Source organism: Paenibacillus allorhizoplanae (genome assembly GCF_927798215.1).
GTDB classification, from domain to species: domain Bacteria; phylum Bacillota; class Bacilli; order Paenibacillales; family NBRC-103111; genus Paenibacillus_E; species Paenibacillus_E allorhizoplanae.
Genome location: NZ_CAKMMW010000016.1, coordinates 1 through 21690 on the forward strand (window position 1 = coordinate 1; position 21690 = coordinate 21690).

A 21690-nucleotide genomic window follows, 5' to 3' on the forward strand; every position below is an offset into this window, starting at 1 on the left:
CGTTCAATACGTTGATTTTGTCCGTCTGATTGCTTAAACTTCATAATAAGAGCGCCTCCTTGATGGTGTTGGGTATCTACCCGTCGACAAACCCATCATTTTGACAAAGCCCATTTCTTAGGCTATACAGGAATGTTTAGCTTTATAAACTCTCCACTGCATTTATTACAGCTTCTGGTTTAACCAAGTTTATTCTTAAAATAATGGAAGCATCAGACCATCTGCATTAATGATGGACAGAGTGATGATTAACACAGTAAAAACGAATGCCGCTGCCGATTTGCTGATTGGGTCCTTGACCCTGAAATGCGCGAGACATGCCAATAACATAGTGACTCCAAGCCAAATGCAAGCCCATGCGACCACCTCTACATACCAGTAGCCAATGATGAGTAATGCTGCTCCGACTAACTGGACAATACCTGTGACTACACGAAACCACTGCGGTAGTCCAAGATTCTTGAAAATATCAGACCAGTATTTAACCCCTGCGATCTTGGCGCTTCCTGAAAAGGTATAGTATAAGACTAGTAAACTTTGAAGAGCGATGGAAAATACAGTCATTACGATTTCCTCCCTTATTATAAGTGTCAAAAATTTCGTATTACCATTAATGATGCGGATCGTTCACTTGACCATCTTGCTTCAATGCTTCAAAATATTGGGTAGCTTTAGCTTTATCGTTGTTTTGAACAACATGGTGATTTGTGTTCGCTTCTCGTAGAACTCATACTCACAATAATCAACTCCTTAGTTCAAATGTTCTTTACGGGACACCCTCTGTATTCTTCGTATGATCCGGTTTCCCTTATCACTTACTATGTCGTAAGTCAGCGAAGAAACGTGACGGATACGGTGAAAACTTTTTAAGAATAAGTAAGATGCAGATTTCGTATATCTCCGTTGTCACGTTTGTTGAGTTTCGTACGACATATCTGTATAAAGGAACCGAAGGAAGGAATGTGATGTATGAACGATCATGATTGGCTTGTGGAACAATTCGAGGCGTATCGAAATCACTTGCAAAAGGTGGCCTACCGGATACTTGGATCTTTAAGCGATGCGGATGATGCTGTACAGGAGTCATGGATTCGTCTTAGCCGCACCAATACGGATGAGGTCGAGAATATGGGGGGATGGCTGACAACTATAGTCTCTAGGGTATGTTTGGATATGCTGCGAACTCGTAAATCGCGGCGTGAGGAGCTTACTCTGGTGAACGCACCTGAACCGGTTAATAGCCATGAGGACGAAAGCAATCCTGAGCACGAAGCATTATTGGCCGACTCTGTTGGTCTTGCGATACTCATGGTCCTTGGAAATTTGAATCCAGCCGAACGCATCTCATTCGTATTGCACGATATTTTCGCGTTATCTTTCTCGGAAATCGCCTCGATTATAGGGCGTAACGAGGTTGCAGCCAGACAACTTGCGAGCCGTGCACGCCGTCGGGTTCAGGGAGCGAAAGCGACTGCGGATTCAGAGGATTTCAAGCGAAAACGGGAACTTGTAGATGCTTTCTTAGCTGCATCTCGCTCAGGAGATTTCGAGAAACTTCTTGAGGTATTAGACCCCGATGCCGTGCTCCGAAACGACCCTGCATTTCCTTCATGGCCAGTTGTTCACGGTGCTCATGCTGTTGCCAAGGGACTCGCTGGTCATACCCAAGATGCTCGCCCGGTGCTCGTGAACGGATCCCTAGGCGTAGCCATAGCTCCTCATGGTCGACTGCTTTTCGTACTCGAACTCAAGATTGTGGTTGGTAAGATCTCCGAGATCGACATAATTGCCGAACAAACGCGCCTTCTCCAGCTCGACTTAACAGAAATGAACGATTGATAGGCTAGCTTCAAAAAACATACAAAAGCACATAAAAAAGCACATAAAAACCCACTGTCCAGTTCGCAGACAATGAGTATTTTTTGTGCTTTATTCAGTAGACATCTGAACAAACCGTTAAAAAGCTTATCTAGTTGTTTTTCTCATTAATTTCGTATAACTCTCAATTCTATTTATCTTGGGATGGTTTAAAATGGTGTCCATAAAAAAACGCCCAATTCCTAATAATAGTGAATTGATGTTTTGGCTTCAAGGGATAAGATTTATTAAACAATTCTGCCAGTTACTTTAATGGAATCAAAAAAGAGCTGCACAATGCAGCTCCTGAGCTATAGTTCTTACGTTAGCGTAATCGACCAGCTCTGAGGCATAAAAATGGTTATTTTAATGCATTTTCATCGAACCAAACATCTTGTTCTTTCCCTGTGGTATTAAATCTATATCCATAAGGTAAAGCGAAATATTTGATTAGATCTGGCCTTTTAAATGCTAAATGGTGATAATGAACCGTCATCAAAGATCCCACGTTATCATCATACAGGTCAGTTGTAAGCCACCATCCTGACATATGCTCTGGTGAAGGATATCTCACTGCATCGACTGCTAGTCCTTCGTACACACCTTTAGAAATAACTATCATTTGATTGAAAATTGGAAATTTCGGAGTTGCTCCGTATGCCTGACATTCTTGTTTCTGTTCTTGGACTACTTTAATTGCATAGTCTGCACCTTTTCCAAAACCTTCACCATTGCTTTGGACTTCCCATATCTCGTAATAAAATTCAGAAAGTTCACAACATTTTACCAACCAAGAATGGTATGCAATGGTGTTGTCAGGCTTAATTAATGGTTTAGCATCAATTACGTAGTTAATTAGGTATCTGATCAGCTCTACATACTCATTATGCAACCTTTTTTTAATGGATATAATAAATTCCTTTTCAATCAATTTATATAGTCCTTTTGTCCGAATGTATCCATTTTCAAACAAAATTTCAATTCCGCGATATTCAATCATTCATTTTATCCTCATTTCAAAATCATTGCACTTCGACCCTTTTTACAGTTGATTAGTAATTCTAGTTCCATATCACTTTTCCCTTGTCATTAATCTATACTCCCTCAACGAATCCTGGGAACAGTTGCCGCGAGGCGATCTGCTCCCTGATTATTACATTATCGTTCTGCGTTAGCGTAACCTGTTGTCCATAATCTGATCTGAACTCTCATAGCTGAAGAAAGTGAGTATCTCTTTCCGAATCTGTCCTTGCTATAAACCCAAGTGAGCGATATAGTAAATCCGCGACTGAATTATCGGTTTTTAAAACAAGTATTTGATAGTAATTTCTAGCTTCTGCAATAACCGATTGCACGAGCATCCGACCCACCCCAAATCGGCGTACACTTGGTGATACATACAGTCGACGAACTCGCCCAACGTTTTTCATACGCGAATATGGGTCTTGATTCAATCCGCAAACCCCAACAATTTCTCCATTTAAAATAGCGATATAGAGCGCCTCGCCATCCAGATCGAATTTGTTAATTCCTTCATCGAAATCGGTTACCAAACGTTTGATATGCTTGAATCCTTCACTCGTACTCTCTTCCACCAAGCGCATTAACTTATCAGATTCTAGATGCTTCACTTTCGTAATGGTAAACTCATTCATTTAAGCCATCTCCTTGAGATCGTTTTTTCATCTTTATTCAACACAGTATTGATAGTATCCTCCCCAATTTTTCAAAGAAAAAGGGAGCCTCTGGCTACGACTGCAGCTGGAGAATCCCTACTGAAGTAATGTTCTTCGTTAGCGCAACAATTCGTCCAAATATAAATCTAACTTGAATCCTCTCGAGACCTGTTAATTGTGAACCTGCCAGTTGTCTTCGCTGTCGCAATCCAACTCAAATATCTTCTGTTTACCTCCAGAAAATGTGGCACTCTTCTCATCGGTCGATTACATTAGTAATCTTTAATTAGACGCAGTCCCCAATCATAGGTGTTAATTACCTTTTTATTTTCTAATTCAAAAATCAGATTAGTAGGATTTCCTCCAGTAACTATGATTTGTTTAATCGCTGTACTTTCATATTTATCTTGACCATCGGACACTTCGATCCTATTTTCTTGAATGTTTTCTGAATGGGGATATATAAAAATGTAAGAATGATTAACTAAAGGATCTTTCTTTTCCGAACGACCAAAATACTGATCAACAACAATGATGACTGGCTTTCCATCCTTTTTTGCTTTAAAAGCAAAATAATACGGACTTGTATGAAGCAAGTCAGTAGTTGCTGGTCCAAACAATTCAACGTTTGAAACCTTTAATTCTGTCGCGATCGTTCGTATTTTAGGAACGGGTCGTTCAGTCATTAGGAACCAAAATAGGTGATAACCCGCATATACGATTGCAACAAGTAAGAATAGCGATAATAAGGGATAAAATATCGATTTCTGCATTAGTAGGCTCACCCCATTTTTCTCCCAATATAAAGTATCGTTCTTACGTTAGCTTAACACTAGCTCAATTATATAACTCTTAAATACGAAAAGACGTTTTATCCAAAAGATGCAGCCAAGTAAATATGAATACCGCTTTCTTCAATATGTATCCGGCCACCGCTCAGTAATATTCCCGAAAAAAAGCCAAGCACAATAGATATTAAAACTTCAAGCAATTTGCTATTCAAAAGCTCACTCCTTGGGAAATTGTATTAAACTTATCTACCCGCAAGTTCAATGTCGTCTGGTCTTACAGCAAACAATGCCTTTGTAATTCCACCTTCACCCACAAACTCTAATTCGTATCCTTCCATTGGGTTTGTATAAACTTCTACAATAGCTGCAACCTCTCCCTTAAATACGCCTTCTTCGGAGAAATCCTTTAGCAATCTCACAACATCAAATAATTTATATTTCACTTGAAATCCCCTCACGTTTTTCCAGATATATTTAACTGATTGAGGAAAACTGCCCGTCCCTCAACAGGCTACTGAGGTGTCATCAACCTACACAGATTAATTTGATGAGAAGTGTAAAGGTGTTGCTGCACATCTATCGCGTTTTTTCGGCGAGAATGGCATGTAAATTCCCCTCCCCCCATGCTTTCATAGATAATATAAGAGGTACTAAGGTCTTTCCAAAATGCTCGAAAACTTCTAACCGCTAGTTAAGAAAAGGACCACCTCGCGGTAGCCCTTAATTGGTTTCCTTTAGTAGAATGTCGAATCACTAGCTCAGACACTTTGAAGTCGATCTGGAACCGGTTTGAGCTGGTCTCCCCAAACATTCCAAAAGAACTGATCGGCTATATGTTGATCAGCAGCAAAATTCTGTGCCTGCTTAATTCGTCCGTTCTCAATTTGATAGACAAGAACCCAGTTCATATCCACTTTATGCTCTCCGTATTCTCCCCAACCACGATGCACATCGACCACATGATTCTCGCTGGCTGAAAGTGAAATAACTTCAGCTTTAAAATTAGCTTTGGCAATTGTTGCAAAATAATTAATAATCTCATCCGCGCCATTCTTCACACCTGCCAGTGGATGGTGACCTGGGATTATCCAAGTTACATTTTCATCTAAAATTTCACGCTTCATTGTGTCTAAATCGCCACTTCCATAACACTCGAAGAATCTCTGAACTAATGTTAAATTCTTGTTCGCTTCTTGAACCATTTCACATCATCCTCTTCTAATTATTTGCGCCTATTACTTGTTCTTCCGTATTCTTAGTTGTTATTTTTAGTATATATTGGGTACATTCAAATTTCCAACAAAATCCATATTTTAGTTGTTTATTAAGCTATCGTACTGCGTTAGCGTAACCTGTTGTCCATAATCTGATCTGAACTCTCATAGCTGAAGAAAGTGAGTATCTCTTTCCGAATCTGTCTTTGCTATAAACCCAAGTGAGCGATCCGCGACTGAATTATCGGTTTTAAAACAAGTATTTGATAGTAATTTCTAGCTTCTGCAATAACCGATTGCACGAGCATCCGACCCACACCGAATCGGCGTACACTTGCTGATACATACAGTCGACGAACTCGCCCAACGTTCCTCCCCAATTTTTCAAAGAAAAAGGGAGCCTCTGGCTACGACTGCAGCTGGAGAATCCCTACTGAAGTAATGTTCTCCGTTAGCTCAATGGCACGATGAAGTTTTCAACTTCCTTAAAAACAATTCCCAACTGCCTTCTTCATTTAGTTCTATTTGAGAAAACTGCAGTATAATTAAGAAAAACATCTAAAGTCATGAAATAAGAGCAACTATACCTCATAAAACAAAAAGCCGCGATATACGCGGCAATGTTACTTCTGAATATCTATTGCAAGTCTTGGAAATGATGGTTATTTACGCCACGTTCACGTGTTTTAAAAGTTATATTGATCCTCACTCACTTTTTCCATCCATTCGACGGCCTTTCCATCAAGCCGTTCTTGAATGGCTGTATGCGTCATTGCTGTGGTAGGCGAAGCACCATGCCAATGTTTCTCTCCGGGCGGAAACCAAACCACGTCACCGGGACTAATTTCCTCGATTGGACCTCCCCAACGTTGAACTCGCCCTTTGCCAGCCGTTACGATTAGCGTTTGCCCGAGTGGATGCGTGTGCCATGCTGTCCGTGCACCTGGTTCGAACGATACGCTGGCTCCAGCTACGCGTGCAGGCTCCGCTGCTTCAAACAGTGGATCGATGCGAACCGTGCCTGTAAAATAATCCGATGGTCCTTTACCTGAAGGTTGTGAACCGACTCTTCTAATTTCCATTTTTTGAATCCCTCCGTTGGTTAGGCATTTGTTCTAGCTTTTTTAATTCCATCGCTTTGAGTCCCTACCTTCCTAATGAGGACGATATAGGATACGATGGCCAATAAACTGGTTGTAATCATAATAATTCCGAATGGAACGGCTGATTGCTCTCCCGCAATTCCCACAAGTGGGGATGTAACTGCGCCTAACGCATATTTAAAAGTACCTAGCACAGCAGACGCACTTCCCGCAATCTGTCCATGCGATTGCATCGCTAAGGTAAAAGAAACCGGTCCTATGATACCAATGGATACAGCAAATAAGAAGGTTGATACAAATATCGCCGATAATGAACCCTTAGAGAGAACTGTAATAAGGATAGCGGAACTCGAAAAGAAGGATAGCCATAATCCAATCCGAAATATACTGCCTTCCGTTAGGCTACCTGCCACTCGTTTGACAATCTGCGATCCAATCATAATAGCAAGACCATTCATGGCAAACAGGATCGAGAACATTTGCGGTGACAACTCGAAAATGTTCTGATAGATAAACGGAGTACCGGCAACAAAGGCAAAGACACCGGCGAACAACATACCATTTACTAGGGCATATCCAATAAATATTCGATCCCGAAACAGACGATTGTAATTTTTTATTAATTCTATGAAATTGCCAGTGACCCGATCTTTTACAGGTAAGCTTTCTTCTAATCCCCATGCTGTGATCCCCGTTATTAGTATTCCTAATAACCCCAGAAAAACAAACACGCCAACCCAGGAACTGAATGAAGTGACTGCACTTCCGGCATTTGGGGAAACTAATGGAGCGACTTTGCTGATCATCGTAAGCAGAGAGATAAACTTCGTCAATTCGACTCCGCTATATGTGTCACGAGCAATCGCACCTGCAATCACGATGCCTGCTGACGCGGCAACCCCTTGAATAAATCGTAAAAGGATGAAGGATTCAATATTGGGTACTAAAGCACAAGCGCTTGATGAAACGATATAAAGAATCAAGGCGATCAGCAATGGCGTCCGTCTTCCATATTTATCGCTTAAGGGCCCCATTACCATCTGCCCTAAGCCTAATCCTAATAAGCTGGCAGTTAAACTCGCTTGAATCATAGATGCATTGCTTTTGAATTCAACCATAATCTGTGGAAGCGATGCAAGATACATATCGACCGTAAATGGCCCCAAAGCTGAAAACGCAGCTAGAATTAGGGCTAGTCGAAGCGATTGCTTTTTAAGTTTATTGTTCATTCGTCTATAATGTGGAGATGTCGATAACGAATCTGTAACGCACGTCACTCCGCAGAATTCGCTCATACGCTTCGTCAACTTGATCGGCACGGATGACCTCGATTTGAGGCTTAATGCCATGCGCTGCAGCAAAATCAAGCATCTCCTGCGTTTCCAGAAGCCCGCCAACTAAGGAACCCGCTATACTACGGCGGCTCATGATTAGCGAGAAAACATTGTATTGACTTGGTTCCGCCGGTGCGCCCACATTAATGAGTGTACCATCTACGCGAAGCAGCGATAGGTACCCATCGACGTCAATTGGCGCGGATACGGTGTTTAGAATCAGGTCGAAACGGCCTGTTAGCATGTTAAAAGTTTCAGTGTCAATTGTTGAAAAATAATGATCCGCGCCAAAACTGAGCGCTTCATTCTTTTTATCTTTTGCCCGGCTTAAGACTGATACTTCCGCCCCCATCGCACGAGCAAACTGAATCGCAACGTGGCCAAGACCACCCATACCTAAGATAGCTACCTTTTTTCCTGGACCAGCTTTCCAGCGTTTTAAAGGGGAATACGTCGTAATGCCAGCACATAATAGCGGACTGGCTACATCTAACTCCATACGATCCGGAATATGCACAACGAATCTTTCTGTAACGACAATGTTTTGGCCATAACCACCATAGGTTGGATTTCCGTCATAGTCCAAGGAGTTGTACGTGGCTACAACACCTTTTGTACAATGCTGCTCTTCGCCTCGGAGGCAGTACTCGCACTCTCCGCAAGAGTCCACATAGCAGCCTACGCCAACGCGGTCACCTACAGCAAATTTTGTTACCTTCCCCCCTACATCCTTTACAATCCCGGCAATTTCATGACCAGGCACCATTGGAAAAATCCCTCCAGCCCAGTCCCCGTGTGTACTATGAATATCGGAATGGCAAATGCCGCTAAACTTAATATCGATCGACACGTCATCTGGTCGTAATTGTCGTCTTTCAATCGTAGTCTTTTCAAAAGGCGCTTTGGCCGCTGAAACACTTAGAACGTGAGTTTTGCACATGGGCGTTGTCTCCTTTTCCATAAAACAAATTATGATGATTAATCAAATTCATTTGATTAGCCAACTTGTGTCTATTATTATATAATTAAGCAAGTAAATTCAATGGTTAAAAAACTGTAATCTGTTGAGATCTCAACAGATCGGCTGAAGTTGTTAAGTATCATAGAAGTTGGGTGGGTGTACGATGGCTAAAGTGGATCGTAGAATTCTCAAAACACAGGAAGCTTTGAAAAACGCGGTTATTGGACTGATGACAGAAAAAATTTTCGATGATATCACCATTCAGGATATTGCAGACCGAGCAAACTTAAATCGCGGAACCATTTATCTTCATTATCAAGACAAATTTGATTTATTAGATAACCTCATAGAAACTCATCTCAATGAATTAGGAGAAATGGATGAATGGGCCTGTAAGATGGATTGGAACGAGGCTCTTGTCCCATATTTTGAATATTTTGAGAAGAACTATTTATTTTTTTCGACGATGTTAGCAAGTACAGGGGTCCCGTCAGCCTTTAGAACTCGACTTCTTGCTTCTTTTATTGAAGGCTTCAAAGGTGAAATTGACAGAGAAAGTGGAAGAAATACAGATTTAATTGACGATGTCATGCTGCAATATGCGGGTACTGCTTACGTAGGTGTAATTGAATGGTGGATCAGAAACGGGATGCCCTTTCCACCTAAAGTAATGGCTAAACAAGTTGGTACCTTGTTAGGAAGAAGCCTGTAGTCGATTTATACTTACAAATGCGTTCAGCTAAATTGACTCTTTTCAATTTTTAAAAATTTACCATCTGGGCTTGTAATTAGGTAAACAATTTGTGTATCTGCCCGCTAATTAAGAAAGGGCTGCCACGCGGCAGCCCCTTCTGATATTAAGCTATATGTTACCCGTTAACTTAAATAAACATAATTGACTACGCATTCGCATCAAACATTGCTGGGATATTTATTTCTTTTACACAAGATGCTTTGGAAAGGCTTATGACGCATTTAACTAATGAAACGATATCTTGAAGGGGGATTTGTGTATAATTGTAGGCTGACAAGACTTTTTCAATTCCATCCTCTAAAGGAACTTGGGTACAATTTCACCAGGGTTTATACAAGTTACACCGATTCCAAAAACAAAGTGGGGTATTGCCCTTCGGCGCCCTTCCCTCCCCGGGGTTATGTTGTCCACCGGATCCACAGTAGTATAGCCCCCTCCGACTCCCTTCCCGCAGCTCGCCTCTTCACCTTTGGGGTTTATAGGTCTACTGTTTACGAAAAAAAAACTTCGTGCGGGGGAGGGTCTCCCTATTTCCAGATACAACTTTCTCTTCATGCCGTTCCCCATACACCGGAGGGTTCTTCCGCGCTGCGGTTCCAAGGTCTTTGTGCGTTCTATGGCCTTCGCCGGGGCAGACGTGGCTCGGCTCCCTCTTATCCCTTTCGGGTTCAGTTTCACGATGCGGTAGGATTCACTTCATTATGGCCTGCAGATTTGCTTCATCACGATATTTCGTGACTTTTCACAGGGCTTCAGCCGTTGGATTTCGCCAACGTCTGCCTGAAATCCAAAAAGAAACCGCTTCAAAGTAGCAGCTCCTCTTCCAATACAGTTCCTCGTTTGTTCAATGATCGATCTTATCTTGTGATACGGCTCACCCTATTGTCACTCCAGACTACGAAGGGTTTAATCTAGAACGAACCACTGAAACAGTTAAAGAAAAGTCACAACTGGAATTCCTAATTTGTCGCAGATATTCTTTGTGTCTTTATGATGTTCCTCAGATGGATTTGCATATTCGAGACACCATAGCAATTGAAGTAATAATCTACGATGTGTGTAGTTTGTGGGTATGGGGTTGATGGTTTGATATTCTTCAAAGAAGCCCTCACCAATCATTCCCTTCCATAATTCTAACCGTGCCAAATCAGATTCAAATCCACCTGCCCACGCACTATCAAAATCAACAATACCCGCTAACTCCCATCGTCCATTCCTTTTTCTAACAAGGATATTTCCAGGATTCAAATCTTCGTGAGTTAATCGAGGACTGACAACATCGTTAAACAAACATTCATTTTGTTGTAATAGCGACACAAACAACTCTCGATTGTAAGGATTTCTTATGCGTTGTTCAGCACGATTTGATAAAGCCGATATATAATTCGGATCCGAAGTGTTAATTCCCCCCTGAATGCCAATTTCACCAAAAGTCCTATATTCAATGGAGTGTAGCTGAGCTACTGCACGACCAAAGTCTTGATATAATTTCTGTGAATCATCCAAATCTATGTCCTTTTTTACATCGGACCACAATCGACCATCAATATGTGTCATTAAAAGATAACGATATGGAACAATATCGTATGACATATCAAAGGCTAGAGCTTCAAACGTGGGAACCGTGGTCTGCTTACGAACTTGCTGGTTAATCGCAAAAGTACGATCAAACGGACTTAGAATCGGAGCATTAGGTCCCGCTAATTTTAAAACCACACGCTCGGTTGGATTAACAAGGGTTAAACGTACAACTAAATAATCAACTTTTCTTAGTAGCACTTCATACTCACAGAGAGTACACTGTTTACCGAAATATCGCTGTACTATGTGTTTAAGAACTAAATAATCTTTTTCAGATACCATATTAACCCTCTTTTTAAAATCCATGTTTTATGTTGTTAGGAAGGTACGATATAGGCGGTCGGAAGCCTTCTCCTGATACCCATTGAGCTCTCGTTATCCTTCTCAGTTTAATTATAGCCTCTCGTTGAATCTTTGTACTCGGTCAATTATTTGCCCTAAATGATACCCCGTATGTTCGACTAGAATCATACATATTGAGATTCCTTACGTCAATGTTCCCTTCTGTATAATTAGTCATTACTTCTCTCCATGAAAAGAAAAAGGAGCTGCCTTAGGCTGCTCCACAACTATTGTTCTGAGTTAGGTATATAACGAAAAGATAGTTTGCCTATATCTCAAAAAAATCCATGTGTGATTTGTCACTTTTGTAATAGGTAAGCCTGTCCTGTAATGTACCCGTGTGGAACTCAAATATATGCCCATCAGGGTCAGTAAAATATACAGAGCGTTTATCTCTATCATCTCGAAGTCGGCCTGGGAGAATGTTTACATTTAAATCTTCAAGTTTTTTTACCACGGTATCAAAATCTTCGCTTTTTACGGTAAAAGCTATATGTGTATATGAATGTTTGATTTCATTCCGTGGAATGTCATCCTCCACGTTTAATGCTAACCATAATCCATTCAAATCGAAATAAGCCAACTTTCTGCCTTTGACTAATAACTTTGCATCAAATACATCCTTGTAATATTGAATTGATTTATCTAAATCAGTAACAGAAAAAAGTAAATGATTAATGCTTCCAATTTTCAAAGTTGTTCCCCCTTTGTACCTACATATTCGGTAGATTGTTAAACAATCCTGCACCTTAATTGAGTAACAAAAAAGAGACCCACAGCAACGGGCCGCGGGTCTAAGGTTTATATTTAAAAGGGGGGCAAGTTTTATTATAGGCTTGATTCATTAATACCACATGAAATTAGTATATCAATTATGTTACATTCGTTGAATGGCAAAGGGTAATCTTTTTTAGTATTTGATTACTTCATCGGTCGAATCGGATTGCTCTTCAAGATGTCTTCCACTTCTTGATAGCCATCAAGGTAGGCAAAGTTATAGCGTGCTGGAAGTGCGAACACGTATTTGTCATTGCGCGTCAGTTCGCTTGGGCCGATAGGCGCTGCGCCGATGTGGAATTTATCTTGCTGAAGCTCGTTCCATTGGTCGACAGTAAAGACGAGTATAGGGATATCCTGTCTAGGCTGTTCAGCGGTCCATTCGGGATGGCGGATGCTGAGGCTCACGCCGCTGACCTTATCGCCTTGCGCATCCCCTACAGAAAGACCCTCCCATTTGTCCGTTACGATCGTGTACCCTTTCCAACTGTCCGGCAGCGTGAAACGGAAGCCAAATTGGGTATTCTCATAGACGGTTTGGCTTACTTGACCCGTTTGTCCCGTAATTCTAATCTCCCGTTTGTCCCCATCCCACTTTACATCAGCTCCAAGTGACTCAGAAACAACCCTCAAAGGAACATAGCTGGATCCATCTACGATCTGCAAATCCGCATTGATTATTTTCCCGTTAATAAATAATTTAATATCCGTTGCCGCATAAGCCCCAACAGCAATAGATGCTGCGATAACACCAGTGAGTCCAAGCGCAATTAATAATTTCTTCTTCAAGTAAATTCCTCCTCATTTTGTTTCGCCATCATTTCTCTAATGCTTAGCTAGTTTCTATCCCCTCGTTGAATGTAGCTTTCTCTTACAGTACCTTAAACGTATGATTGGTTGAAATTGTTGCAATTTTTTTTCCCATCGCATTAGTGTATTGTTTCGTTGTCACCATGAAGCACATTACATCAAATTAATTATTCCGTTACTCAACCTGATAGGTGAGCATTAGTCTTATTTTACAATTACACGGTTTTTCTCCTAGCCACTCACAGATTAATTTTAGGGGTTGTCCATTCATATCATTCCTTTCTTCCTAGCACAAAAATTATAACAAGATTAAGCCGTCGGCAAATCTGTGAAAAGTCATGAACTGCATAATAAAAAGGCACGACATTTGACCGAAAACATCATCCCCTATGCCCAAAGTCATGCCTTAGCGAAAGGCTGCCGATCGTGCCGGCAGCCTCTCATGGTGTTGTATATTGAACAAACTGTGAACTATAGTTCACAGTTAGCCTAGTTGTGTGGAGAAAATAAACTATAGTACAGGAAGATTGAGTTCTTTACGGAGTTGATTAACGGTCTTTTGATTTTTTTGGTATTCTTCTCTTCCTTTTTTAAATCGTTCAATCATTTTTAGTGATTCTTCTACCTTTTTGAGATACGTATCGTCGTTATATCTTACGGCAGCTTCTTTCAATTCAGTGATACCCATTGAATAGACTTCAATGGCTAAATCTAACTGTTTGGACTATGATCTCGAATAACAAGCGAAGCTATGACACTGCAAGAAGGACTAGGGGCTACCGGCCAAAAAATGATGGTGTTCCTTTATTGAAACAATTAAATTATCAATATTCTCTTTCTTTGAGCGCTGATAGCAATAAATGATTGAGGCAAGATATGGCTATTGTGAACAAGGCAGTGGTATTGATCTCTGATGAAGGCAAGGATTTACTAGGAATATCGAAGGGTGAAGATTGATCAGCTAAGTTCTAGTTAAGTGTTATAGATGACTTGATGCTTCGCTGCATTCCATGTATTTTACATCCTAAATAGACAGTTTAATCCTCAAAACAGAAACCGAGCCGCGGTATCTGTTTTGAGGATTTGAGGAAAATAATAGCCCCCCTTAAGGGGATAGATGGAGTCCTGAAGCTATCCATTCTTACATCTTTATCTCATAACCAATCGCTTAAGATGCTTCTATGGGCTGTTCCGTAAATAATTCATTGGAAAAGACAGATAGAGGCTCACAGTACCTTTCTTCTGAACTCCGTCAATTACAAGACCATTTAGCCATCGTTCCATCTTGTTCAAAACTCGCTTATCCCTGGGATAATGCAGTAATAGAACCTTTTTTCAAATATATGAAGAAAGAAGAACTGAATCGTAAAAAACTTACTTCGTTAAAAGAAGTAAAACTGGCTTGCTTCGAATATATTGAAGGGTTTTATAATCCTAGAAGACCTCATTCTGCCATTGTCATGCTTTCTCCAAATTTAAAAGAATACATTTTCTGGCAGTCTTCCTAAAGAAAATTCCTTTTTTCTGTCTGCTTTATTGGACATTTATCCAAATATGGGTAAACCTATAAAAAGAGGCACTTCCATCGCTAGGAAGCACCCAAAAAATTAGAAAACTTTGGAACAAAAACTACACAAAAACATAGTTGAATATATTATTTATGCTCCTGGCGTTGGAGTGGCTCTGAATGCATTTAAAGTCTTGTCCATAACAACCTGTGCATCACTTCCCGAATCAAGAATCGTATTTTGAAGCGACTCTTTTTCTACCAATACTGTTGTTACGGTAAGCGGCTCTGATGCTTCGGTAGTCAACAAAGCGTCTACTTGCGCAGAGAAACAAGAATCACTTATCTTGGCATGAACCTCCGTGGCAACAACATGATTATTAGAAATATAATTTCCATTACCCGAAACAATACGTATGATTACAGGTGTTGCACCTACCGGCTTGATGTTCTGAGTATTAATTCCTTCAGAAAAGTGATTAGCAATTACAGAATTATTATTGCCACTGATATAGAGGAGACCATACAAATCATCTAAACCATTATCTATTCCCAGAAAAGGAGTCCAGGGTTCATGGTCACGTAAAAAGTGATTTGAAGAAACCAAGTTTTCCGAACAATTTCCCCTAAATACCACCATTCCTGGATAAAATGAATGAAGTCTATTATTTGTGATACTGGAACGTGTCGCACCGTCAAAATAAATACTGCTCGCACCTCGTGGAAAAACATTATTCGCTGTAATCAAAAGTCCACCAAAATTTTGAGCGTAAATTGAATATCCTTTAAAACCGGCTCCTATCAAGTTATCGGTTATTTTTGAAGCCTGTCCCCAACCTCGTAGTTCTATACAGTTACCACATTCAGCGATGAAATTATCATGTATAGTCAGTGCATCTGCATGATAAATAGTAATTCCATGCTCTAAATACACAAACCCCATGCCTGTAATCCGAAATGAGTCACAAGCACTTGCAACATAAATACCCGTTTTCCCGTTAGTGTATGTGTTTTCCGGATTTGTTTCTCTTGAACCATCTTCAATAAAATGCAAACCATCAATACAAAAGTCAGAAAACTCTACCGAACTTATTCGGGGATTTCCACTTCGTTCAACATAAAATGCAGCTCCTTTATATTCCTCGTCATTTACTTCTAGGGGAATATCTACGAGTATGCGACTTCCTCCCGGCCACAATTCATGCAAATCCGCCCATTCATTCTCAGAAGTATTAAAACGAATACTCGAAGATGTAAACCCGTGTCCAGAACCCATAATTTTAAGATAACTGATGTCTATAACTACTTGACTGCCAAGATGATAATCTCCCGGTGGAATATAGATAACCGCACCCGGCTTTCCGCCTTTATTCACATCAGTGTCCGTTTGCCTACTTTTAATATCTGCTATAATGCTATTGATTACCTCACCAATATCCTCATACGGATTACCGACAGGCCACTCTGTTACGTCGTAATAATTTTTACTAGCCATAAATAAATTCTCCTATCAATTTAGTGTGTTTGTTCATAAACTACTTTTTCCTTGATATTGCTGGAAGTAAAGCCTTACGAATTCGTGCTTTTCCTGCCTACGTAAACTGCGCTTGCAGGGCCTAGCCGACGCTTACTTACGGCAGCTTCAAGATCCACGAATGAATGAACTATCCTTTGAAGAAGGTTTCGGTTTATTGGTCGATTCCGTAGACTCGGAAAGTTATAAATTCTTATATGGTCAAAAAGATCGCTAATATCCTTGCCAAGAAGGCAGGATGAGGCGATATTCTTACTTTCACAGAAACAATAGGCCCTTCGGTTTATTCGTTAGATGTTTTCAACGCCTTCAAACCAAGCGCCAACGCCCGCACAGTCCGGCATTATCCCCTAATCCCGGAGGAACGATGTATTTATCGATAGTCGTAAGAATGGCTTCCGCACTAACGTATCCATTTAAATTTCTCTGCACCTCCGTTCGTATCATCGGAAGCAGTTGCTTCTGTTGCATAACGCCGCCGCCCAAATGTGAAAGTATTTTTCTTCGGTGCATCAATGGCCGTTCGAAGCAGACGAAAATCCGGGTTTAAACGCCCTTTTAAAATGGTAGAAGGAACAACCCCATCCTTCTACCGTAGAAAAAGTTAGGTGTTCGGTAACATCCCATAAAAGCTGTCTCACATTGGGATCAGGAGAATTCCATACACATCATACTACTTAGGATCACCGCCAAATCGATTCGAGTTTCCAAACGTTTAATGAAAGCATTTTAACCGTTCCTCCACGGCAAAAAATATCAATCCCCGTACTCGCTGGATCAGGATAGATATTGTTTGACATCACGGAGCGCCCTTCATTTGCATAGATTTCTATACATGTAGTATCAACAAAAATTTGCAATGTTACCAAATCATTAGCCGTTGTCTCGAGCGTGCACGTTCGCACGCCTTCACTAAACGAATCTGAACGGGATCTATCAAACCGGAGTACCTTGGAGTTGACATCGTAGGATATCAAGGTTTCTTTACCGTCTTCAGAACATCTCAATCGCAATCCGAATTCTTCCGCATCGCAATCTTCCAATGAAAACTTCACCATGATCTCCAAACAATCGCCATTCATTTCTTTGGGAACGGGTCTTCGCCCTTCCTCAACCAACACATTCTCTACTACGTAATGCTCTTTACGCAAAGTTTGCAATTGTTCAACCGGAAGAAACTTCAAACGTCCGCCTGTATCCAATTCAACCGTTCTCGGAAGAGACATGGCCCCGCACCAATAGTTTGCTTTTGTCGGACCGAACGATTGAAACCACGGCATCCAATCCCAAGCGTTCAACCAACCTATAATAATACGTCTTCCATTATCATCAAGGAAGGATTGAGGAGCGTAGTACTCGAACCCGCAATCCACTTCTCCACAATAATCCCAAGTAAATTTCCCACTACTATAATCTAATGAACCAGTTAAATAACTCGCTTTTTTTTCACCCATTCCCATTGGGGAGAACATTAGTACATAACGATCGCCAAGCTGAAAAATATCCGGACATTCCCACATCGTACCCATCGTACCGTCACTCTCAGCCAACACACTTACATACTCCCATACATACAGGTCATTCGAGCGATAAAGCAAAGCTCTTCCTTTTCCATCTTTACTTGAACCTACGACCATATACCATTTATCTTCGTGTTTCCATACTTTCGGATCCCTGAAATCAGAGGAACTCCCTTCTGGAGGAACAGAGATAACCGGATTCCCTACATATTTTTGAAATGTCACGCCATCGGTACTGGAAGCTATACATTGGGTTTGAATGACACGCCCTTCCTTCATAATCGTGCCGGTGTAGATCAAAGTCAATATCCCGTTGTCATCGACGGCGCTTCCGGAAAAACATCCGCCTTTTTGGTCAAGATCATAGACTTCACTTGGCGCAAGTGCAATAGGAAGGTGTTCCCAGTGAACCAAATCTTTACTTTTTGCATGGCCCCAATGCATCGGACCCCACTCGGCTGAATAGGGATGAAACTGGTAAAACATATGATATTCTCCTTGATAGTATATAAGCCCGTTAGGATCGTTCATCCAATAGGCGGGAGGCATAAAATGAAACTTTAAGCGCATAGGATCTTTACCCACATGATCCTTTATAGTTGCAACCGATTGTTCTGCTTTACCTAACATGAGATTATGGAACGTATGGTGATCATATTGCATCAATATTTCCTCCACTCTTTATTTCATCATACAAATTCTCTATTCTTTAACAGCACCCATTGTCATTCCGCGAACAATGTATTTTTGCATTACAAACGAAAACAGCATGACAGGAACGCTAAATATGGTTGCCGCAGCCGTCATGGGGCCTAGATCCAAACCGTAAGCTGTTAAAAACTCTGAAATTCCTACTGGCACCGTTTTGGCCGAAGTGCTTGTTAAAAGTAACGCGAACAAGAAATCATTCCAGGAAAGCATAAAGCTAAAAATTGAGGTAGTTGCGATTCCAGGCAGCGAGATCGGTAAGATAATACGCATAAAAGTTCCAAACATCCCGCATCCGTCGACACGTGCAGATTCATCAAGCTCTTTTGGCAAATTGTCAAAAAAACCAATCATCATCCAGATAACAAACGGAATGTTTATGCTGGTATAGACTAAAACTAATGCTAATTTTGTATCCATTAAACCTAATTGCCCAATAATACGATACATCGGTATTGCAACACTAATCAGAGGCGTCATACGAACACCCAAAGTAAAAAGCAGAAATAAATTCCCTAACTTTGATGCGAATCTGGTTAAGCCATAAGCAGCTAATGAACCCAGAAAAACACTCAATAGTGTACCTGACATTGCAGTTATAAGACTGTTAACAAAATATTTGCCGATTGCCAGTTGATGAAACAGGGCATTATAATTGGCTAAAGTAAACACAGAAGGCAACAACGTAGGGGTTGTGGAAATCACTTCCCTTGGCGGTTTCAGTGAAGATAACACAAGGTAAGCGTATGGAAATAAAGTAACAACCAAAAAAATACATGAGATGACGAATACAAATAAACCGGCAACTCTGGATTTTTGTTTACTCATAGTAATAACCATCTTGCTGATCTCCTTCCTATCGAACCGCTTTCTTATTTGGATTCCAGAATTGTTTAAAAAAGAATGAACAGATTGCCAGCAAGATAATCATAAAGATTACAGCCATTGCGCTTGCATATCCTTCTTGATTGTATCTGGCTACCGATTTATAAATTAATGTGCTTACTAAGGAAGAGGAACCATTCGGACCGCCTTGTGTCATCACCCAAATAATATCAAAGGATTTAGCTGCATCAATCATACGTATGACAACTGCAACTAAAATGACCGGTTTTAAACTTGGCAGTGTGATATGCAAAAAGTTTTGAAACTTATTTGCTCCGTCTATGCGGGCAGCTTCGTATAAACTTTCAGGTATACCTTGTATGCCCGCTAATAATATCAACATCATAAATGGCGTGGTAAGCCATACATCAGCAATCATACAGGAAATTAAAGCCAACTTGCTGTCAGATAACCACAAGATACTTTGAGGATTCTTAATCAAGCCCAATTTGTATATAATTACATTTAAGATACCAAATTGGTCGTTTAGCATAAATTTCCATATTAAACCACAAACCAAAGGAGAAATCATTAATGGACTCAACAGCAAAGTACGAATGATGTTGGCGCCTTTAAACCCTGTACTTAGCAGAAGTGCAAGAAACATGCCCAATATTAACTCAATTGCAACTGCACCTATCACATACACAATTGTATTGTTTAAGGATTGGTAGAATGTGTCCGAAGTTAAAGCGTGAGAATAATGCCGAAGACCAATAAATTTTGAAGGATCTTCATCATCAAAAAAACTATCTTTAAAAAGCAACATCATTGGGTAAACAAAAAACAAGATCATGAAGACGAAAGCCGGTAGAAAAAATAAGAAAGAAAGCTTCTGATCTCTTAGGGACATATCCATCATCCTTCTGTAAGAATTGGAATTCGGTTAAAAAGGGGCTCGAACCTGAGCCCCTTTTTCCATTTATTTTCCTTGTATCTCGTTAATTTTTGCTGCGGCTCTGTTTAATGCTTCTTGCGGTGTTTCCTTTCCGGAGAGAGCTACTTGAATTGCAGAGACTAATGCTTCATTTTCGATTTCGTTCCAATGTGGCAATATTGGACGATTTTGTGTTTGGCTGGCAGCCAGTGTAGTTTCAAGCGCTTTCAGGTGTGCATATTCAGGTTTTTGGCCGTATTTTTCAAAGACCGATTTTCGTGCAGCCACTCCTAATGCTTTCATAAACAATTCATTTTTTTCATAAATAAATTTCACGTACTGTTTTGCGATATCTTGTTTTTTGGAAGTACTCGGGATCACTTGATACCAAGGTCCAGGCACAACCCCTACTCCGGAATCACCAGCAATCATTGGAGCGGCCCCCACTTTCCCCGCTACTTTCGATTTGCCTGGGTCGTTAGAAGGGACAAAGAAATGAGCCCACTCAAGCATCATAGCCATTTTTCCATTCCAGAACATTTCAGAAATTTCAGAAGAGGCCATGTTTAGTGCACCTTCTGGCGCAGACTTGTCTTCACGTAAAATCTTTGTTTCAAATTCCAGCGCTTTTACATATGGTTCCGAGTTGACTAAGGCTTTATTATCTTTACCCACAACCAAAGGTTTTGCTCCTGCTTGAGCGGCATGGTCCAACCAACTGGCAACCGAATCCCCGTTATTCATCCCTAATATGCCCGTACCATATAGATCAGTTGCCCCATCTTTATTCGTATCACGAGTAAAGAACTTGGCGACATCCCTATATTGCTGCCAATTCGTAGGCGGCTTCAAATCATATCCATATTTAGCCTTAAATGCATCTTGTTCCTTCGGATCATTAAACAAATCGGTACGATACATTAAAATTTTTGAGTTCGTCCAAACCGGCATGCCCAGAATTTTACCGTTCACTTTTCCGCCATCGACTACATTAGGTACAAAATCATTTTTGACCTCATCCGTCATTAAGTCATCCATAGCTACCAAGTTTTTTGCCAAAGCAGGAAACCACAAGATATCGATCGTGGCAACATCGTATGCACCTGAGTTAGCTTTCATTTCTACATTCAATTTGTCATAGACACCGATGTAGGGAACCGTTTCAATCTTCACTTCATAGCCAGTCTTTTGCTTAAATTCTTCCGCCGTTTGGCTGGCGACCGTATTGGCCGGACTTCCGCCCTCAACCAGAACCGTGATGGATTTATCCGACGAGCCAGATGCTCCTTTCTCAGAAGTTTGTTGTCCTTTATTGGACGAAGTGCTTTCAGGGTTCTTTTCATTACTAGAACATCCAACCAAAATCGCTGAAAAAGACATGCACAGTACAAGAACACCAGATAATAATTTACCTTTTAATTTCATAAAAAGTTACCCCCTCATTATTATTTAACAAATG

23 protein-coding genes and 2 pseudogenes are annotated in these 21690 nt (G+C 40.7%); 3 read left to right on the forward strand and 22 right to left on the reverse strand.

The window, feature by feature from the left end; translation table 11 throughout:
• Positions 1-195: 195 nt before the first annotated feature.
• Entirely contained in the window at positions 196-594 is a 399-nt protein-coding gene (locus tag L6I86_RS22770) for a DoxX family protein (RefSeq protein WP_236290730.1), read from the reverse strand.
• A 375-nt stretch (positions 595-969) separates the two neighbouring features.
• Here L6I86_RS22770 and L6I86_RS22775 point away from each other — a divergent pair, with 375 nt between their 5' ends.
• Positions 970-1839 carry a sigma-70 family RNA polymerase sigma factor gene (locus tag L6I86_RS22775; RefSeq protein WP_236290731.1) on the forward strand — a complete coding sequence of 290 codons (870 nt, stop codon included), beginning with the start codon at positions 970-972 and terminating at the stop codon, positions 1837-1839.
• A gap of 379 nt (positions 1840-2218) precedes the next feature.
• Here L6I86_RS22775 and L6I86_RS22780 read toward each other — a convergent pair whose 3' ends face one another.
• The 10 genes from L6I86_RS22780 to L6I86_RS22820 all read right to left on the reverse strand — a co-directional run bounded on the left by L6I86_RS22780 (position 2219) and on the right by L6I86_RS22820 (position 8915).
• Positions 2219-2857 (reverse strand): immunity protein Imm33 domain-containing protein, encoded by a 639-nt coding sequence (locus L6I86_RS22780; protein ID WP_236290732.1) that lies wholly within the window; start codon positions 2855-2857, stop codon positions 2219-2221.
• Between the two features lie 208 nt (positions 2858-3065).
• Entirely contained in the window at positions 3066-3512 is a 447-nt protein-coding gene (locus L6I86_RS22785; protein ID WP_236290733.1) for a GNAT family N-acetyltransferase, read from the reverse strand.
• Positions 3513-3805: 293 nt separating this feature from the next.
• The gene (locus L6I86_RS22790; protein ID WP_236290734.1) at positions 3806-4306 is read right to left on the reverse strand and encodes a hypothetical protein; all 501 of its coding nucleotides are present in this window, start codon (positions 4304-4306) and stop codon (positions 3806-3808) included.
• Positions 4307-4404: 98 nt separating this feature from the next.
• A complete protein-coding gene (locus L6I86_RS35705; RefSeq protein ID WP_276574888.1) occupies positions 4405-4536 on the reverse strand; it encodes a hypothetical protein in 132 nt (43 codons plus the stop codon).
• 30 nt (positions 4537-4566) lie between these two features.
• Positions 4567-4767, reverse strand: coding sequence for a DUF4926 domain-containing protein (locus L6I86_RS22795; protein WP_236290735.1), 201 nt, complete (start codon positions 4765-4767; stop codon positions 4567-4569).
• Between the two features lie 315 nt (positions 4768-5082).
• The gene (locus L6I86_RS22800) at positions 5083-5526 is read right to left on the reverse strand and encodes a nuclear transport factor 2 family protein (RefSeq protein ID WP_236290736.1); all 444 of its coding nucleotides are present in this window, start codon (positions 5524-5526) and stop codon (positions 5083-5085) included.
• A gap of 221 nt (positions 5527-5747) precedes the next feature.
• The gene (locus L6I86_RS22805) at positions 5748-5918 is read right to left on the reverse strand and encodes a GNAT family N-acetyltransferase (RefSeq protein ID WP_236290737.1); all 171 of its coding nucleotides are present in this window, start codon (positions 5916-5918) and stop codon (positions 5748-5750) included.
• Positions 5919-6224: 306 nt separating this feature from the next.
• Entirely contained in the window at positions 6225-6620 is a 396-nt protein-coding gene (locus tag L6I86_RS22810) for a (R)-mandelonitrile lyase (RefSeq protein ID WP_236290738.1), read from the reverse strand.
• A 20-nt stretch (positions 6621-6640) separates the two neighbouring features.
• Positions 6641-7870 carry a multidrug effflux MFS transporter gene (locus L6I86_RS22815; RefSeq protein WP_236290739.1) on the reverse strand — a complete coding sequence of 410 codons (1230 nt, stop codon included), beginning with the start codon at positions 7868-7870 and terminating at the stop codon, positions 6641-6643.
• 4 nt (positions 7871-7874) lie between these two features.
• Complete coding sequence (locus L6I86_RS22820; RefSeq protein WP_236290740.1) at positions 7875-8915, reverse strand: NAD(P)-dependent alcohol dehydrogenase; 1041 nt, start codon at positions 8913-8915, stop codon at positions 7875-7877.
• 184 nt (positions 8916-9099) lie between these two features.
• On the opposite strand from L6I86_RS22820, the gene L6I86_RS22825 reads away from it, so the two are divergent.
• Positions 9100-9648, forward strand: a complete 549-nt coding sequence (locus tag L6I86_RS22825; protein WP_236290741.1) for a TetR/AcrR family transcriptional regulator — start codon at positions 9100-9102, stop codon at positions 9646-9648.
• Positions 9649-9835: 187 nt separating this feature from the next.
• Here the strand turns inward: L6I86_RS22825 and L6I86_RS22830 are convergent.
• The 5 genes and pseudogenes from L6I86_RS22830 to L6I86_RS22850 form a co-directional block, all read right to left on the reverse strand.
• Positions 9836-10041: pseudogene (locus L6I86_RS22830) on the reverse strand (short-chain dehydrogenase); the annotation flags it as partial.
• A gap of 582 nt (positions 10042-10623) precedes the next feature.
• A complete protein-coding gene (locus tag L6I86_RS22835; protein WP_236290742.1) occupies positions 10624-11553 on the reverse strand; it encodes a phosphotransferase family protein in 930 nt (309 codons plus the stop codon).
• A 328-nt stretch (positions 11554-11881) separates the two neighbouring features.
• Entirely contained in the window at positions 11882-12307 is a 426-nt protein-coding gene (fosB, locus tag L6I86_RS22840; RefSeq protein WP_236290743.1) for a metallothiol transferase FosB, read from the reverse strand.
• Between the two features lie 227 nt (positions 12308-12534).
• A complete protein-coding gene (locus tag L6I86_RS22845) occupies positions 12535-13179 on the reverse strand; it encodes a copper amine oxidase N-terminal domain-containing protein (protein ID WP_236290744.1) in 645 nt (214 codons plus the stop codon).
• A 532-nt stretch (positions 13180-13711) separates the two neighbouring features.
• On the reverse strand, positions 13712-13888 hold the full coding sequence (locus L6I86_RS22850; protein WP_236290745.1) for a hypothetical protein: 177 nt from the start codon (positions 13886-13888) through the stop codon (positions 13712-13714).
• 517 nt (positions 13889-14405) lie between these two features.
• On the opposite strand from L6I86_RS22850, the gene L6I86_RS22855 reads away from it, so the two are divergent.
• Entirely contained in the window at positions 14406-14708 is a 303-nt protein-coding gene (locus tag L6I86_RS22855; protein WP_236290746.1) for an integrase core domain-containing protein, read from the forward strand.
• A gap of 150 nt (positions 14709-14858) precedes the next feature.
• On the opposite strand, the gene L6I86_RS22860 is transcribed toward L6I86_RS22855, so the two are convergent.
• The 6 genes and pseudogenes from L6I86_RS22860 to L6I86_RS22885 form a co-directional block, all read right to left on the reverse strand.
• Complete coding sequence (locus tag L6I86_RS22860; RefSeq protein WP_236290747.1) at positions 14859-16202, reverse strand: NosD domain-containing protein; 1344 nt, start codon at positions 16200-16202, stop codon at positions 14859-14861.
• Between the two features lie 322 nt (positions 16203-16524).
• Positions 16525-16727, reverse strand: a pseudogene (locus tag L6I86_RS22865) (fructokinase); the annotation flags it as partial.
• Between the two features lie 197 nt (positions 16728-16924).
• On the reverse strand, positions 16925-18424 hold the full coding sequence (locus tag L6I86_RS22870; protein WP_236290748.1) for a glycoside hydrolase family 32 protein: 1500 nt from the start codon (positions 18422-18424) through the stop codon (positions 16925-16927).
• A gap of 39 nt (positions 18425-18463) precedes the next feature.
• Entirely contained in the window at positions 18464-19309 is an 846-nt protein-coding gene (locus tag L6I86_RS22875; protein ID WP_200957503.1) for a carbohydrate ABC transporter permease, read from the reverse strand.
• A gap of 16 nt (positions 19310-19325) precedes the next feature.
• A complete protein-coding gene (locus tag L6I86_RS22880; RefSeq protein WP_236290749.1) occupies positions 19326-20207 on the reverse strand; it encodes a carbohydrate ABC transporter permease in 882 nt (293 codons plus the stop codon).
• 69 nt (positions 20208-20276) lie between these two features.
• On the reverse strand, positions 20277-21656 hold the full coding sequence (locus L6I86_RS22885; protein WP_236290750.1) for an ABC transporter substrate-binding protein: 1380 nt from the start codon (positions 21654-21656) through the stop codon (positions 20277-20279).
• Between the last annotated feature and the right edge of the window lie 34 nt (positions 21657-21690).

What these genes read in the sequence shown, in the direction of transcription:
- L6I86_RS22775 (WP_236290731.1), top strand. Translation starts at nt 970, where the DNA reads ATGAACGATCATGATTGGCTTGTGGAACAATTCGAGGCGTATCGAAAT.
- L6I86_RS22780 (WP_236290732.1), bottom strand. Translation starts at nt 2,857, where the DNA reads ATGATTGAATATCGCGGAATTGAAATTTTGTTTGAAAATGGATACATT.
- L6I86_RS22785 (WP_236290733.1), bottom strand. Translation starts at nt 3,512, where the DNA reads ATGAATGAGTTTACCATTACGAAAGTGAAGCATCTAGAATCTGATAAG.
- L6I86_RS22790 (WP_236290734.1), bottom strand. Translation starts at nt 4,306, where the DNA reads ATGCAGAAATCGATATTTTATCCCTTATTATCGCTATTCTTACTTGTT.
- L6I86_RS22800 (WP_236290736.1), bottom strand. Translation starts at nt 5,526, where the DNA reads ATGGTTCAAGAAGCGAACAAGAATTTAACATTAGTTCAGAGATTCTTC.
- L6I86_RS22810 (WP_236290738.1), bottom strand. Translation starts at nt 6,620, where the DNA reads ATGGAAATTAGAAGAGTCGGTTCACAACCTTCAGGTAAAGGACCATCG.
- L6I86_RS22815 (WP_236290739.1), bottom strand. Translation starts at nt 7,870, where the DNA reads ATGAACAATAAACTTAAAAAGCAATCGCTTCGACTAGCCCTAATTCTA.
- L6I86_RS22820 (WP_236290740.1), bottom strand. Translation starts at nt 8,915, where the DNA reads ATGTGCAAAACTCACGTTCTAAGTGTTTCAGCGGCCAAAGCGCCTTTT.
- L6I86_RS22825 (WP_236290741.1), top strand. Translation starts at nt 9,100, where the DNA reads ATGGCTAAAGTGGATCGTAGAATTCTCAAAACACAGGAAGCTTTGAAA.
- L6I86_RS22835 (WP_236290742.1), bottom strand. Translation starts at nt 11,553, where the DNA reads ATGGTATCTGAAAAAGATTATTTAGTTCTTAAACACATAGTACAGCGA.
- L6I86_RS22850 (WP_236290745.1), bottom strand. Translation starts at nt 13,888, where the DNA reads ATGGGTATCACTGAATTGAAAGAAGCTGCCGTAAGATATAACGACGAT.
- L6I86_RS22860 (WP_236290747.1), bottom strand. Translation starts at nt 16,202, where the DNA reads ATGGCTAGTAAAAATTATTACGACGTAACAGAGTGGCCTGTCGGTAAT.
- L6I86_RS22870 (WP_236290748.1), bottom strand. Translation starts at nt 18,424, where the DNA reads ATGCAATATGATCACCATACGTTCCATAATCTCATGTTAGGTAAAGCA.
- L6I86_RS22875 (WP_200957503.1), bottom strand. Translation starts at nt 19,309, where the DNA reads ATGGTTATTACTATGAGTAAACAAAAATCCAGAGTTGCCGGTTTATTT.
- L6I86_RS22880 (WP_236290749.1), bottom strand. Translation starts at nt 20,207, where the DNA reads ATGTCCCTAAGAGATCAGAAGCTTTCTTTCTTATTTTTTCTACCGGCT.
- L6I86_RS22885 (WP_236290750.1), bottom strand. Translation starts at nt 21,656, where the DNA reads ATGAAATTAAAAGGTAAATTATTATCTGGTGTTCTTGTACTGTGCATG.